The organism is Paenibacillus sp. DMB5, assembly GCF_001517085.1.
Lineage (GTDB): Bacteria > Bacillota > Bacilli > Paenibacillales > Paenibacillaceae > Paenibacillus_AQ.
The window spans coordinates 127792-142707 of sequence record NZ_LRAC01000147.1; the positions used below are offsets into that span (position 1 = coordinate 127792).

Genomic DNA, 14916 nt, shown 5'->3' on the forward strand with positions numbered 1-14916 from the left:
AGTAAATGAAATGAGATCTATTGATAACCGGGATAGCCCGGGATTATCCTTTGACAGCACCGATTGTCAAGCCTTGTACAAAATATTTCTGAATGAACGGATAGGCCAGCAAAATTGGGCCGGTAGCTACAATGGTCATCGCCATTTTCAAGCTTTCCGTCGGCAGATCCGAGTTCACAACCGCTCCTGAAGCCATCATGGCTTTGCGCATTCCGTCCATATTGCCGAGCATTTTGTAGAGATAGTACTGAAGCGGCATCAGATCGGACTTGGAGATATAGAGCAGCGCGTTATACCAGTCGTTCCAGTAAGCCAGGGCGATAAACAGGCCAATAGTAGCAAGGGCTGGCTTGGACAATGGAACAATCAGCTGCATGAAAATCCGGAAGTCACCTGCGCCGTCAATCTTGGCGGATTCGGTGATCGCATCAGGAATACTGCTCATGAACGATTTCATGACGATGATATAGAACACATTCATCAGCATCGGCAGAATCAATACCAGAAGCGTATCTTTAAGCTGCAGGAAGTTAATGATCAGCAGGTAAGAAGGCACTAAGCCGCCGCTGAACAGGGTTGTGAAGAAGAAGTAGAACGAGAACCGGCTGCGCCATTCAAAGTCTCTGCGGGACAGCACGTAGGCAGTCATGGAGGTCAGAAACAATCCCACAACCGTACCTATTACAGTAACAGTAATCGTCACTCCGTAAGCCCGGAGCATTTCAGCCGGGTATTCGAACAGCAGCCTGTAGGCTTCGGTCGAGAAGGTCGACGGAATAATCTGAAATCCATTCTGGATAATTGAGCTTTCCTCACTCAAGGAAGCAGAGATAACCAGCAGGAAGGGCACGATACAAAAAATTGCGAGAATGGTCAGAGTTACATATCCTATAATGGACAAGGTTAATTTGTCAACATTGGTACGCTTGCGTACTTTTTGAATATCTGCGTTTACAGTAGTAGAACTCATTAAGCTGCCTCCTTTGTTTAGAATAGAGCACGATCTTTATCGTATTTGCGCACGGCGTAGTTCGCGAGCATAATCGTCGCAAAGCCGAGCAGGGATTGGTAGAATCCGGCCGCTGCAGACATACCAATTTCATTGGAAGTGGTCAGTGAGCGGAATACGAAAGTATCGATAACATCCGTGTTAGAGAACAGGAGACCATTATTACCAACCATGTTATAGAACATACCGAAATCTCCGCGGAAGATGTTACCTATGGCCAGCAGCACCAGAATAATAACAGTAGGAATCAGGTTCGGAACGGTAATTTTCATAATGCGCTGGAAAATGTTCGCTCCGTCAATCTCGGCTGCTTCATACATTTCAGTATCAATACTGGTAATTGCCGCAAGATACATAATGGTGCCGTAGCCCAGTGCTTTCCAGGCAGATACCAGTACAAGAATAACCGGCCAATAGGATGCGGTGTTGTAAATATCAATCGGCTGCATGCCCAGTCCCTTCAGCAATACATTCAGAGTGCCCACATCAAAGTTAAACAAGTTGTAGGCAATGGCTCCAACGACTACCCAGGAAATGAAGTACGGCAGGAACAGGATGGTTTGCGTAATCTTCCGGAACCATTTGCCCGCAACCTCAAATAACAGAATGCCCGCAAAGATCTGCAGCACGTTATTAACGATGATAAAAGCAATATTATACAGCGCGGTGTTCCGGGTTACACGCCAGGCGTCACCGGAGCCGAAGAAAAACCTGAAGTTATCAAGCCCGTTCCACGGACTGTGCAGGATACCTCCGCTATAGTTGTACTGCTTGAATGCCAGTACGATCCCGGCCATAGGCACGTATGCAAACACCAGGAAGAATAAAACTGCCGGAGTCAGCATAAGCAGCAAGGTTCTATTCTTTTTTACTTTGTGCCAGAATCCGTATTTGTTCTGTTTCATTTCGAATCCCCTTTCCACTCCTCAATATCTCTATATATGTATTATAAAAAAGCGTTTCACTCCTGTGGATTGAGCGCGCCAACAAATACTAGTACTTTTCCAACGATAATTTAATTTATATATACTTAACTTCATACAAAAACGCTGCCCCGGGCGATAATGGCCCATGGCAGCGTTTATTTGGCTATACTTTATTTTTTTTGCGGTACTCTCCCGGTGTCATACCGGTCATTTGCTTAAATTGCCTGTTAAAATAAATCAGATTCTTGTAGCCCATCCGTTCGGCAATCTCATAAATCATCAGGGTAGGGTCCTTCAGCAGCTCTAATACCCGGCTCATTTTGCGTTCTTTGACGTAGTCAATAAACGGAATCCCGTAGTCTTCCTTGAACAGATAGCCCAGATAATTCGGCGTGAAGTTAAACTGGACCGCGACTTCCTTCAGTGTAATCTTCGTTTCCAGATTTTCCTCCACGTAATGAATGATTTCATCAATCAGCTTGCGCTTCTGACGCTGGCGTTTAACATACAGCAGTTCTGACAATTCGAAGAATCTCCGCCGCATCCAGGATACAATGTCATGTATCGTCTCAAACTGGAACAGAATTTCCGGCTGATGGGATTCCCACTGCAGCAGCTCGTACAGATTCTCGTTCTGCTGCTGCAGATCCGCATGCAGCTTGGAAGTGATCCGGATAATCAGATCATAGACATCCTTCTTGCCGGCATTCATCAGCAGCTTCAATAAATGATCATCTATTGCCACCAGATCATACTGGATGATCGCCTCAAGAAGCTGGTCTAATGTCTGGTCAATGTCGGTGCCCGGCGTCCCGCGCAGCACAGGTTCCATGTTATCACGGATCAGCCGGTTTTTGCCAAGCAGCCATTTCGCACTGAGTGCAGCCTGCGCCTGTTTATAAGAGGCATGCAGCTCAGCTTCCATCCGGGCATAACGGCCTACCCCGATCGTTACTGTGCACAGCGAGGACTCTGCGGTTTTCCGGATCAGCTCCTCCATGATCTGCAGAAACTCCTCCTGTGGCAGGCTGCACAGAATAATGAATCTCTGACGGGACCCTATAATCATTGTTCCGCTCTTGTTCCCTTCAAGCAGAGATCTGATCAATTGCTGGGTTTGCCGTATCATCATGCGCGCATTTTCTTCGGAGACATCCTGCATTTTCCATTCCAGATCATCGATTTCTATGATTGCTGCCGTTGCCCCGTTAACTAACAGCGGAAGCAGGGCGGCATGCAGCTGCGGCTCAACAGGTTCAGGTGAAGCCTCATCGAACCAGCGCAGGATAAGCTCCTTGTTTATAAGAGACAGGGCTTCGGTTAAGGACCGGTTCTGCTCCCGCTCCTGTTCAATGGAATGGCATAAATTCCCGAGCATATCGTACAGGTCCTTATCCTTGACAGGCTTCAGCAAATACCCCGAGGCACTGATCTGAATAGCTTCCTTGGCATAGCTGAAATCCTCGTGGCCGCTGATAAATACAATTTTCACTTTGGGATTGATGGTTTTGGCTCTTCTGGCAAATTCCGTTCCGGTCATAATCGGCATCCGGATATCAGACAGAATGATATCTACACGCTCCTGCTCCAGCATTTCAAGAGCATCAAAGCCGTTATTTGCTGTTCCCGCTACTTCTATATCAAATCCGCTGGACAACACTCTGCGCCGCATCCATTCCAGATCAACGGCTTCATCGTCAACGAGCAGTACACTGATCGTCCTCACTATGGGTTCCTCCTGTTGCTTCTGATGCGCCTCACTTTTCTTCATAGGGGCTGCTCCTCAATCTCCGTACGGCCCGTAACCCCGGCCGGCAACAGGAGCCGGACGGTTGTACCCGCCCCGTAAATGCTTGCAATGGACACACCGTATTCGTCCCCGTATCTGAGCTTAATGCGCTCATTCACATTTTTTACCCCGTAACCGCCTGACTGGCTTTGACCGTACAGCATGCCCGTGATCTCTTCCCGCCGCATGCCCACGCCGTTGTCAATAACCTTAAGCTCAATATTATCGCCGACCCTCCGGCCTGTCAGACGTATCGAAATGGATTTTCCAAACCAGGCATGCTTGAATACATTTTCCACAAAAGGCTGCAATACCAGCTTGATTACCTGCATATGCATAATGTCCTCATCCACATCCACATACAGAGTAAATGCATCGGCATATTTGACCCGCTGGATTTCAAGGTACGTCTGTACCTGCTCCATTTCCTTCTCCAGTTCAATGTACACATTCCCCTGATTCAAGGTCAGACGGTAGAAATGGGACAATCCTTCCACCATCTGCGTAACTTTCCCGATTTCACCGAGATTAGCCAGACTGCCTATGGTCGAGAGTGTATTATACAGGAAATGCGGATTAATCTGCGCCTGCAGGGCTTCGAGCTCGGCTTGTTTTTTTGAAACCTCCTGCACATAAACCCTGTTAATAAGCTCCTGAATGTTGGCAGCCATATCATTAAAGGAGTCCGCAATCTGTACAAATTCATCATTTCCAGAGAACCGGATCCGTTTCTGAAAATTACCTTCCTGGAATGAACGCACCAGTCCTACAATCCGGCTCATCTTGCGCCCTGAAATACGTGCTACTACAAATCCGATCAGGTCATGACCAAAAAGCTGAGCGTACAGGCAGCCAGAATCACCATCCGCAGCCTGCCGGCATCCTGAGTCAGATATTTCTGGGGAACAAGGGTTTCAATGACCAGATCACTACCCGGAATCTGCTCATGCAGGCTCAGAAATTTCTCGTGTCCGGCATCATAATCGGCTGTTCCGCGTTGAAATATAGCTGTTCCGGCAGCCTTGTCCACCAGACGAAGCGTAATTCCCTCCTCGACAGGGAATGTCTCAAATCCGCCAAACAAATCCTCCAGCGGAACGGTGATCCGGATAAACCCGACCATTGTTGTGTTATCACTGAAGCTGATCAGCCTGCGGACGTGAGAAATATTATTAAGCTTCTGATCCGTATCAATCTGCAGCCATATATTATCCCGCTTGGAGTTCTGAAGAGACTGAAACCACTCCTGGCCGGTTATCTCCTCCAGAGGGAGAATGTAATAGTCACTGTCTTCTATAGGCTCATTCAGGTTGTCTCCGGGTATCACATTATGGATATTGTCTGGTGTATAGAGCATGAAGCGGATTTTGTTCCCGAACAGCTGCAATGGCGCTGTCAGCTGCGGAAGAATATCATCAATCAAGGTCAGGTAATTCTCGAACGGCGTCCCTTTCAATTCAATCGCCCGCTGAAAAGGCTGGCTTGAGAACAGGTTATCGGACATCCTCTGGATTTCATCCATCTGATACCTTATATTGTTTCTGGCCTGCTCCATCCCGGTCCGGATATTGGTCTCTGCCATCTCTGTCCGGGAATCCGTAAGCATGGAATAGGAGATATAACCAATGAAGACATCTGTCAGCAGTACCAGAAGCAGATAGGGTATCATCATTTTGTAGGTGAAAGGCATGTATGTCGTAAGCCTGCGCATTATTCAAGCCATCCTCTGTTCGAAATTTTTATATTTGTGTATCATCTCCGGATACAGCCTGCAGGTTCAGCTCCGCAGCTGCAAGCCCTTCTGATACAGCACGTAATGTAATGGAACCGGTAAGAGCGGAAGTCTGGATCAAAGCCAGACACCAGCCGTTAAAGGCGCGGCGCAGGGAAGACTTGTCCGGCTCATGGCTGCTCGGATTCCCGTTGCCCACACCCAGCAAGGAACCGGCGCCGGTAACCTCAAAGCGGATCTCGTTATCAGCTGTCGGCACTATATTGCCATCCTTGTCCAGGACAGCAACGCGGACCGGGATCGTATCGGTTCCATCCGCCCGTGCTTCGTGCCGGTCAGGGATTAATTGAATCTGATGAGGCTGGCCGGCTGTTACAACAGATTTGCGGACAACCTCCTGTCCGCCGTGTTTCCCGACAGCTTCCAGCTGTCCCGGCTCGTAGATTACGTTCCAGGTCAGATAACCGTTTCTGTCTACCTGTTGTTCTCCCAGGCTCCTGCCGTTCAGATACAGCTCCACCGTGCCGGTATTGGAGAATACACGAACCTCGACAGCCTTCCCTTCCGAGCCCGGCCAATTCCAGTGCGGCAGCACATGAACCATCGGCTCTTCCGTCCACACAGCCTTCATATAATAATAGCTGTCTTTCGGGAATCCGCAAGTATCCATCAGGCCGAAATGGGAATTGATACACGGCCACAGATAGGGTGTCGGCTCCCCCCGGTAATCAAAGCCTGTCCACATAAAGACCCCGGTTAAGAAGCGGTTATTCGCCAGATCTGTCCAGGCCTGCTGCGGAGTGCAGCCCCATGAAGGAATGTTTGTCCCGTATTCGGAGCAGTAGCCTCTTACCGGATCATCTTCATATATCCCTCTGGTTGCGGTGTAACTTGCACATTCGCTTCCAATCATCAGACGTCCGGGATATTGCTCATGATCACGGATATCCAGATGATCCCGGTGTCCATAGTTGTAGCCGGTGATCTCAACAACATCATTATAGCCATTTTCATTCCAGCCGTGGTTCATGGCAGCACAGGTCGGACGAGTCGGATCTATACGGCGTGTCGTATCCGCTAACGTCTTAAGGATCCGGGCCCCGGTTACGGTGCCTTCCAGTACCTCTTCATTCTCCATGCTCCAGATTATCACGCTCGGATGGTTGCGGTCACGGTAAAGCAGACGTTCCAGCTGGCTTAAGCCATTCGGGCTGCTGTCCAGCTTGCGGTTCTCATCCATCACCAGCATTCCGATCCGGTCGCAGATATCCAGCAGCTCGGGGGTTGGCGGATGATGTGCACTGCGGTAGGCATTGGAGCCCATCTCCTGCAGAAGCTTAAGTTTATATTCTATCAGGCTATCAGGCAAGGCCACGCCAACGCCGGCAAAATCCTGATGGTTGCAAGTCCCTTTGATCACAAGCGGCTCACCGTTCAGGAAGAACCCCTCCTGCGGATCAAAACGGATACTGCGGATGCCGAACACTGTCTCATACCGGTCCAGCTCTTGTCCTTCATGGAGAACTATAGATACTGCCTTATACAAATACGGCGAATCAGGTCCCCAGAGCACAGGCTGTTCCACCTGGAAGCTCTGCTCAAGCTCCGTCTCGGTGAACCACTCGGCATAGGTATCTGCGGACTTGGCACAAACCTGAGACCCGGAGCCGTCATAGATCACGGTTTGCAGAGACACCTGCAGCCCTTCCGTATAGTCATTGCGGATGCGTGTGCGGATATTTACTGTTGCCTGTTCTTTGGCAACTTCGGGTGTCGTTATGTACGTACCATATTCCGCCACATGCAGGAGGTCCATATTTTCCAGCCAGACATGCCGGTAAATGCCGCAGCCTTCGTACCACCAGCCCTCACATTCCGTTGCATCCACTTTAACCACGATAACATTTCTGCCTTCATCCCCGTAACGGAGCACATCCGATACATCATAACTGAATCCGATATACCCGCCATGATGGCTGCCGATTAAATGGCCGTTGACCCACACCGTGCTGGTGCCGGACACCCCGTCGAAACGGATCAGCCATTTGCTTCCCGCTGCCTCTGCCGGCAGCTCAAACACCTTACGGTAAAAGCCGATCCCGCCGGGAAGATAGCCATGGCTCCCGTCTCTGGCTCCCAGATGCTCATCCTGGACATACTGCTGCTCCACACACCAGTCATGCGGTACACTGACAGGGGACCAGTCCAGCTGCTGCTCGCCCATTCCTTTATCGTTAAACGCGATATCCAGCCATTCCCCATCCTTGCGGATGCTTGCATCAGTAATCCCGCCTGTCATTCCGGCCTTTACCGCATAAGGAATCCGGATATCCCCTTTATGAAAGCTCCAATCCCGATCAAATTGTACTTTGCTTCTTCCTGTGCCACTATTCACTCTGCAAATACCTCCCGGTAAAATAATACTCTCATTGTAGAGGAGTTTTGCAGACTTCGGTTAGGACAATCCTATGAATGAATAGTACAAAATGAACATGCATTCCAACATAACACAAAATTAACGGGTCATATATACTTTCATGTCTGCCTATCCGGGCACACAAAGACAGCACCGGCTGCTAATACACCGGTGCTGCTGTAGTAGATTGCAAAATGCTAGTATAACTGCACTGTCTTTCCAGGCGGAACCTCAACCGCATTACCGTCAGCAGAAACCCACACCGCCATAGCACTCGGGTTATACGCCTGGGTGCAGTCAACCGAGAATGTCAGCCTGCTGCAAGCCTCCATGTAATGGATGATTTCAATATTTGTTGCGTACCAGACTTCTTCACGGTTGCTCATCTTTTGACTGAACTCTTCTATCCGCTCCCAGTTATCCTGCACATCAAATTCATAACTGTGTCCCCATACATAGAACAAAGACAGCGACCCGAAACGGTCTAATAGGAAGGCTTCGGCCAGATTTATCAGCTCCGGATGGTTATGATGGCAGGTCGGGTGCCATTCATAGGGATTCTCCGGCAGATTAAACTTCAAATGCGAGTTAACCGTTCTGGCATACTCCAGCCCGCATGCTTTCAGCACCTCGATAACCGCAGCATTATAAGCTCCATATGGGTAAGCCATTCCCGTCACCAGATAGCCGAATTTTTGCTCCAGGTTGCGCTTATCCTCTAATAGCTCAGTCAGCATAAGCTCCCGCGGAAGGTCCGGAAGTACAGGATGAGTCAGGCTGTGAACGGCAATTTCGTGACCTTCATACAAGGCCTCCAGTCCTTCCTGATTCATCCGCCGGATCGTATGTCCATTATCCACCCAGAAGCTGCCTTCATGCTGAATGCCGGAATTCAAGTTAAACGTTGCTTTGAGATTGTACTTATTAAAAATTTCGATCAGTCTTCTGTCCTGCTCCACACCATCGTCATAGCTTAATGTAAAGGCTTTCGTTTTACCGCCGGGCCATAGCTTGGTTCTCCGTTTCATTGGGGGCTCCTTTTATCATTTTAGATAATAAAGTACGTTTACCAAAGCGCAATTCCTACCTTGTCTTGTTCTCTAAGCGCAATCTTGATCATCTCTAGGGCATTTCCAACTCTAAATTCGATATAGTCTCTATCAAAACCTGTATGTTCTATAATAATATCTAAATGATCCATCATCATTATAAACTCATTTCTGAGTTTTTCTATGTCTTCATCAAATACATAAACGTTTGTTTCTTTTAACGAAGATACTAATTCGCATCCGAGCTCTTTAATTACGTCACTCCCCCATAGCGTTCTTCTACAGGATTCAACACCAAACAAATCATTATGCGATTCAGGTACCTGCGCTTCTAAATCCTCCGTGTCTACCGATACATCTCTCTTTGCAATTATACTAACAATCAGACTCATATAATCCCCCTCTCTTCCGCAATTTTAAGCGAAGCAGCTGAGTAACCAATATTATCCTTATCACTTATAAAATAAAATAGCCATTTATCTTTTCATAACAGAGAAATCAGACTATGATTCAATTATAATGAAAGCGTATACCTTACATATGGAGGGCGATTTTAAGATGCACACAAACATTGCAGAGCATGAGTTCAGCTGTACCCGGGACGGGTTAACGATTCGCGGAAGAGCATTTATACCGGCAGGAGATCACCTTCCGGCCATTATTGTCAGCCATGGATTCGGCGGCAATTCTAAGGATCTCTATACATACTGCCAGACCTTGGCTTCTTGGGGCTATGCGGCATTTTGTTTTGATTTTTGCGGCGGCAGTGCTCCCGGACTAGGTACTAGTGACGGAGCAACCACAGAGATGACCGTGCTGACCGAATGCGAGGATCTGATGGCCGTTATGGATTACGTTAAAGGTCTGGATGCTGTTGATGCTGATAAAATAACGCTTATGGGCTTCAGCCAGGGCGGGTTCGTCTCGGCACTGGCCGCAGCCAAGCGCCCGGATGAGATCGAAGCGCTGATACTCATTTACCCTGCACTCTGTATACCGGATCATGCCCGCCAGGGTGCTCTGGCCGGCGCCTCCTATGATGTCAATGATGTGCCTGAGGTAATCGACTGCGGACATATGCAGATCAGTAAAAGGTTCCATGACGCTGTAGTTGAGATGGACCCGTTCGAAAAGATCGTCTCCTACAAAGGCCCTGTCTTGCTGATGCACGGAACGGCTGATCAGGTTGTACCTTATACTTACGCTGTTAAAGCCCAGGAAGCCTATGCGCCGGGGCAATGTCACCTGCAGCTGATTCAGGAGGCAGGGCATTCCTTTACCGAAACACAAAGTGCCAGTGCCTTGGTTTCGATACAGCAGTTTTTGCTCGGTAAAAAAGAGATTTTAACCATTAGGGTCCAGATTACAGGTTCGGAGGGCCGCAAGGAGGAAGGTTCGCACAAGCAGATTGCGGTTCTTTTTACGGGAAACAGTGACAGCACCTGTTTCACAGGGACTATTTTACCGGGGGCTGAGGATGTGCAGGAGTATACCGATGGTCAATTAATCAGCATGAGGGCCGACTATACTTTGGAAGGATCGGATCTTACGGGTGAGGAGTGCCGGATACATATTATCAACCAGAACGTGAACGGCGAATGGAAGCCTGCCATCGAAACTGACAGCAAGGCACTGGCTTTTCTGAATCAGGAGGATTTGACCGCAGTGCTGGAAGGATATACAGACGGGCTAACTGTACGGATCTATTCGGCAGTGCCCGGAACATTTAGTGCTTCCCGTTAAAGGAGGCTGGATGTTTGGAGCGCGCTGCGGTCTAGGATGAAGCTGAGCGGCATGTCCGTTAGACGTTTGAAATGTGGAAGACCCCGGGTCCATTCCCGGGGTCTTGTTGGCATAGCTGTATGAAGTGCATGGCTCACTAAAGCATTACTATTAAGAAAATTGCCAGCGGTATAACTGCAGCAGCCTTTTCCCGCCTTCTCCGCGGAATACAAAATACAGGTCGTGGATCCCCTCTGCTTCAGCAACCTCTGCCGTCCATTCGGCTGCCTTCTTTGACCCGGCTGCTACCTTCACTGTGCCGATCAGTTTTCCGTCCGGCTGGTCCAGCCGCAGTTCGATGATGGACGGCTGATCACCGCCTGCAGCGGACACCGTAATCGCCGAAGCGCCCGGTTGCCCGAAATCGACACCAGCCAGACCGGTCCAGCTTCCGTCTGTAAGTGCGGTTACGACGCGCTCATTCACTGCTTCACCGCTGGAGGATACAGGGGGCTCAACCGCTATGCCTGCGTTCCAGGCAGACGTTGCCGCTGGTACAGACTGATACGGATTAAAGAATTGAATGGCACTTACGCCTTCATAGTTAGCCTCAATCTCCTGAATGGCGCCATCCGCATCGCTGAAGCGTACTTCATTTAAATGAGTGGAGCGGTACCCTTGTGGAACCCCCAGCGCTTTGGACAAGGTCTGGGCATGATACGCGATATACCATTTGTCATGAAACGCAAAAATCGAATGATGGTTGTTACCGCCAACGCCAAAGAAATGGCCGGGATTTTTGAGAATTGTGCCGCGGTATGTCCATGGACCCATCGGATGGTCACTGGTCATATAGGCAATTTCACCGGCAGGCGGACTGCCTTCCGGACGTTCTCCGCTGAAGAAATTGGAGCAATACGTAAAATAATACCGGCCGTCATATTTATTGATGCCTGCATCTTCAAACAGAAACGGAGCCGGAATAGGCTTGGCTTCACCCACAACACTGATCATATCCGGTCCCAGTTCCATCACACGGGCGGTATTCGGCCACTCCTCCTTGCCTTCCGGAATCCCGCCTCCAAAATAAATATACGCTTTGCCGTCATCGTCGACGAATACCGCCGGATCGAACAGCCAGGTCACATCTTCTACTCCCGGCACTGAACGCAGAATGAGCGCTTTGCCCAGCGGGTCCACCCACGGTCCTTCCGGGCTGTCGCTGGTCAGTACACCAATTCCGCTGGCATTATTGGCGAAGTACAGAAAAAACTTGTCTTTACCGTCTATCACCTTATGCACGGCTGCAGGTGCCCAGGATTGGGTGGCCCATTTGGCTGCGCCTTCAGAGCGGGCAGCCACAATTTCGCCATGATCGGTCCAGTTCATCAGATCATCGGACGAAATCACCGTAATCTTATTGATATTGCCATAGGTGTTATCCTTAACCTTCCCTGAGTCGTCGTACTCTAGAACGTCATTGGTCATATACAAGTAGACCCGGTCTTTATACACCAGCGCATACGGATCGGCTCCAAATTTATAAGAGACGAGCGGATTGCCTTGGCCGGGCTCTTTTCCGGTTGCCTTCATGATTCCATTATCTTTTTTGTTTAAAATATTCATAAATGTTCCTCCTAGAGTGTTAATTGAGGTATGGATCGGCCCATAATCTGCTCCCGGAACTTTGCCGGGGTCAACCAGAGCCCAATATGCATATTTGGCCTGCAGCTGTTCATCAAAGAGCAGCGGCCAGTTGTTACGGTTTACCGGAAAGGAACGCAGCCAGGTGTTCATATCGTCTTTGCCCCAGAAAATAACAGCGGTTAACCGGTCCTTATGCTTTACAAAGACATCGAAGATTTCCCGGTACCTGTGCGCCTGTGCAATTTGCAGCTCCTCGGAGAAGCTATCGTAGCTTTGTGAATCATTGGAATAGATGCTCATATCCATCTCTGTAATCTGCTGCTCAATTTCCAGATCTGCGAAGGCAGAAATCATTGAGTCAAGCTCTGCGACAGACGGATAAGTGAGGCTGATATGGTTCTGATGGCCGATCCCCTCTACAGGCACCCCTTTGGCTTTCAGCCGCTGAATCAGGTCGACCAAATATTGCCGCTTATCGGGAATATGCGTGTTGTAGTCGTTGATGAACAGCCTGGCATCCGGATCAGCGGCATGTGCATATTCGAACGCCTTTTCGATATACTCTTCCCCAGCAATCTGGTACCATAGACTGTTACGAAGTCCTCCAGGCTGGTTGTCCCCAGGCTCAATCACTTCATTAACGACATCCCAGGCATAAATTTTGCCTTTATACCGGCCGACGACATTATCGATATGATTTTTCATCCTTGCAAACAGCACTTCCTTGCTGACGAGATTGCCTGTGTCATCATGAATACCCAATCAGGGGTCTGGCTATGCCACACCAGGGTGTGACCCCGAAAGGCAATTCCATTATTGGCGGCAAAATCGGCAATCCGGTCTGCCCGGGTGAAGTTAAAGCTATTCTCCCTGGGTTCGGTTGCATCCCATTTCAGCTCATTACCGGGGGTCAAGCTGTTGAAATGCTTCTTTAGCAGCACAGCATCGGGACTTTCCGGGTCCATAACTTCATCGGCCAGCAGGGAGGTGCCCAGCTTGAAATCTCCGGCAAAAATATCCTGGAGCGCCGGAATATCCAGCTGAACCGAAGCTGACCCTGACTCCGGCTTTGGCTCCGGCTCTGGAGCCGGCTTTTGTCCGACCGTTATATCATCGACATAAAACTCCAGGCCAGGATTGCTGCCGGCTGTAAGAGAGAGCTTCAGCTGCTCAAAAGAATGCAGCAGCTCGTATCTTCCCGAAAGCATGATCCACTCTCTGTCACTTGCCACCCCGGAAGTAATGAACTCCGAACTTTCATGGCCGTTCGTTGTCCGCTGGACCGTGAGGGCAACCGATGCTTCCGGGGTTCCGGCAGGCAGCCTGACCCAAGCGGTCAGGGTATAGAGCTCTCCCTTCTTGAGCAGCGGGGTAATATCCAGCTGCGGACCGTTCCAGCCTGCGGTTCTTCCGGCAACATGCAGACCATAGCTGCTCTCATGCGCGGCTTCAGCGGTAACCGTCAGCTTCTCGTCTCCGCCCCGCCCATACCAGCCTTGCAATGTGCCGTCTTCAAAATTGCGGATTGCCTGGCTGCTCGCAGCTTCCTGCGCGGTAATGGTCGGGGGAGAGGCAGCTTCCGGAGGATTCCGGCTTTCCTTTGTCCTCCCCGCAGCAAGCAACGCAGTAATTCCCGCAATAATGAACAAGAGCACGAGTGCACCCAGAATAATGGGTTGTCGAAGGTTCTTCTGTTTGATCACATCCCATTCCTCCATTGTTTGAAGTAGACCTATCCATTTTTCTTTTGCGGCGGCAAGAGGACAATCCGTCCGTTCTCCAGCTCTACACGTACCTTATTGCTTCCTTTGAATTCCTCAGCATCCAGCAATCCCGCAGGAATCTGCAGCCGTCCGGCTTTATCGACAACAGCATATTCGATATGGCTTTCCTGTTCCAGAAGTAAGCTCTCCGCTTCCAGCCTTGCCAGCTCCTCAGCATAGGAGACCCGCCGAATCATTTCGGAGGATGTCATTCCGTCACGGATTTGCACGACCCGGTCCACCTTGCGCGCCAAATGAGGATCATGGGTTACAATGACAACCGTAATTCCCATGGATTGATTCAGTGACCTGAACAGGTCCAGCACCTGATCGGAGGTTCGGGTATCCAGCGAGCCGGTAGGCTCATCGGCCAGCAGCAGCCGCGGATCATTGGCAAGAGCAATGGCGATAGCGACCCGTTGCTGCTCACCGCCGGAAAGCTGGCTCAGGGAATTCTTCATGCGGTCTTTCAGCCCGACAGATTCAAGCAAAGCTTCGGCCTTCGCCCGCCGCCGCTTGCCGCGCAGAAGAATGGGCAGCTCAACATTCTCAATGGCCGTCAAAAAAGGAAGCAGATTGCGCGCATTATTCTGCCAGACAAACCCGACGGTCTCCCGTTTGTACCGGACAAGATCCTTCTCCGAGAATCCAAGCAGATCTTTCCCGTCGACCAGCAGTTTTCCTGCCGAAGGCTTATCGAGCCCGCCCAGCATGTTAAGCAGTGTCGACTTTCCGCTCCCGGAATTGCCGATAATCGCCATCAATTCCCCAGCCTCCACACGAAGATCCAATCCCTGCAGGGCAACAACCTCGAGATCAGAGGATTTATAGATTTTGACAAGTCCTTCACAATGAATCATTGC

12 protein-coding genes are annotated in these 14916 nt (G+C 49.7%); 1 reads left to right on the forward strand and 11 read right to left on the reverse strand.

Annotation, left to right across the window (positions count from 1 at the left end; all coding sequences use genetic code 11):
- Positions 1–43: 43 nt before the first annotated feature.
- The 8 genes from AWJ19_RS25895 to AWJ19_RS25925 form a co-directional block, all read right to left on the reverse strand.
- Positions 44–970 carry a carbohydrate ABC transporter permease gene (locus AWJ19_RS25895; RefSeq protein WP_068728119.1) on the reverse strand — a complete coding sequence of 309 codons (927 nt, stop codon included), beginning with the start codon at positions 968–970 and terminating at the stop codon, positions 44–46.
- A gap of 17 nt (positions 971–987) precedes the next feature.
- Positions 988–1914 (reverse strand): ABC transporter permease subunit, encoded by a 927-nt coding sequence (locus AWJ19_RS25900; protein WP_068728120.1) that lies wholly within the window; start codon positions 1912–1914, stop codon positions 988–990.
- A 184-nt stretch (positions 1915–2098) separates the two neighbouring features.
- The gene (locus tag AWJ19_RS25905) at positions 2099–3706 is read right to left on the reverse strand and encodes a response regulator (RefSeq protein WP_068728121.1); all 1608 of its coding nucleotides are present in this window, start codon (positions 3704–3706) and stop codon (positions 2099–2101) included.
- Positions 3703–4506, reverse strand: a complete 804-nt coding sequence (locus tag AWJ19_RS36900; RefSeq protein ID WP_241781890.1) for a sensor histidine kinase — start codon at positions 4504–4506, stop codon at positions 3703–3705. The genes AWJ19_RS25905 and AWJ19_RS36900 overlap by 4 nt, the downstream gene beginning before the upstream one ends.
- Before the next feature lie 35 nt (positions 4507–4541).
- Positions 4542–5435 (reverse strand): hypothetical protein, encoded by an 894-nt coding sequence (locus AWJ19_RS36905; protein WP_241781891.1) that lies wholly within the window; start codon positions 5433–5435, stop codon positions 4542–4544.
- Between the two features lie 28 nt (positions 5436–5463).
- The gene (gene galA, locus AWJ19_RS25915) at positions 5464–7851 is read right to left on the reverse strand and encodes a beta-galactosidase GalA (RefSeq protein ID WP_068728122.1); all 2388 of its coding nucleotides are present in this window, start codon (positions 7849–7851) and stop codon (positions 5464–5466) included.
- Positions 7852–8069: 218 nt separating this feature from the next.
- Positions 8070–8900: a polysaccharide deacetylase family protein gene (locus AWJ19_RS25920; RefSeq protein WP_068728123.1), complete on the reverse strand. Its 831-nt coding sequence runs from the start codon at positions 8898–8900 to the stop codon at positions 8070–8072.
- A gap of 38 nt (positions 8901–8938) precedes the next feature.
- On the reverse strand, positions 8939–9313 hold the full coding sequence (locus tag AWJ19_RS25925) for a hypothetical protein (protein WP_068728124.1): 375 nt from the start codon (positions 9311–9313) through the stop codon (positions 8939–8941).
- 166 nt (positions 9314–9479) lie between these two features.
- On the opposite strand from AWJ19_RS25925, the gene AWJ19_RS25930 reads away from it, so the two are divergent.
- Positions 9480–10664: an alpha/beta fold hydrolase gene (locus AWJ19_RS25930; protein WP_068728125.1), complete on the forward strand. Its 1185-nt coding sequence runs from the start codon at positions 9480–9482 to the stop codon at positions 10662–10664.
- Positions 10665–10814: 150 nt separating this feature from the next.
- Here AWJ19_RS25930 and AWJ19_RS36005 read toward each other — a convergent pair whose 3' ends face one another.
- Genes AWJ19_RS36005 through AWJ19_RS25945 form a run of 3 tightly spaced genes read right to left on the reverse strand, consistent with a single transcriptional unit; the run spans position 10815 to position 14913 of the window.
- A complete protein-coding gene (locus tag AWJ19_RS36005; RefSeq protein WP_082708118.1) occupies positions 10815–12995 on the reverse strand; it encodes an endo-1,4-beta-xylanase in 2181 nt (726 codons plus the stop codon).
- Positions 12992–13993 carry an endo-1,4-beta-xylanase gene (locus AWJ19_RS37410; RefSeq protein WP_068728126.1) on the reverse strand — a complete coding sequence of 334 codons (1002 nt, stop codon included), beginning with the start codon at positions 13991–13993 and terminating at the stop codon, positions 12992–12994. The genes AWJ19_RS36005 and AWJ19_RS37410 overlap by 4 nt, the downstream gene beginning before the upstream one ends.
- A 29-nt stretch (positions 13994–14022) precedes the next feature.
- Complete coding sequence (locus tag AWJ19_RS25945; RefSeq protein WP_068728127.1) at positions 14023–14913, reverse strand: ABC transporter ATP-binding protein; 891 nt, start codon at positions 14911–14913, stop codon at positions 14023–14025.
- Positions 14914–14916: the final 3 nt, after the last annotated feature.

Excerpts from the sequence above, each read along its gene's own strand:
- AWJ19_RS36005 (WP_082708118.1), bottom strand. The coding sequence starts at position 12,995 with ATGAAAAATCATATCGATAATGTCGTCGGCCGGTATAAAGGCAAAATT.
- AWJ19_RS25945 (WP_068728127.1), bottom strand. The coding sequence starts at position 14,913 with ATGATTCATTGTGAAGGACTTGTCAAAATCTATAAATCCTCTGATCTC.
- AWJ19_RS36905 (WP_241781891.1), bottom strand. The coding sequence starts at position 5,435 with ATGCGCAGGCTTACGACATACATGCCTTTCACCTACAAAATGATGATA.
- AWJ19_RS36900 (WP_241781890.1), bottom strand. The coding sequence starts at position 4,506 with ATGAGCCGGATTGTAGGACTGGTGCGTTCATTCCAGGAAGGTAATTTT.
- AWJ19_RS25900 (WP_068728120.1), bottom strand. The coding sequence starts at position 1,914 with ATGAAACAGAACAAATACGGATTCTGGCACAAAGTAAAAAAGAATAGA.
- AWJ19_RS25920 (WP_068728123.1), bottom strand. The coding sequence starts at position 8,900 with ATGAAACGGAGAACCAAGCTATGGCCCGGCGGTAAAACGAAAGCCTTT.
- AWJ19_RS25905 (WP_068728121.1), bottom strand. The coding sequence starts at position 3,706 with ATGAAGAAAAGTGAGGCGCATCAGAAGCAACAGGAGGAACCCATAGTG.
- AWJ19_RS25930 (WP_068728125.1), top strand. The coding sequence starts at position 9,480 with ATGCACACAAACATTGCAGAGCATGAGTTCAGCTGTACCCGGGACGGG.
- AWJ19_RS25925 (WP_068728124.1), bottom strand. The coding sequence starts at position 9,313 with ATGAGTCTGATTGTTAGTATAATTGCAAAGAGAGATGTATCGGTAGAC.
- AWJ19_RS25895 (WP_068728119.1), bottom strand. The coding sequence starts at position 970 with ATGAGTTCTACTACTGTAAACGCAGATATTCAAAAAGTACGCAAGCGT.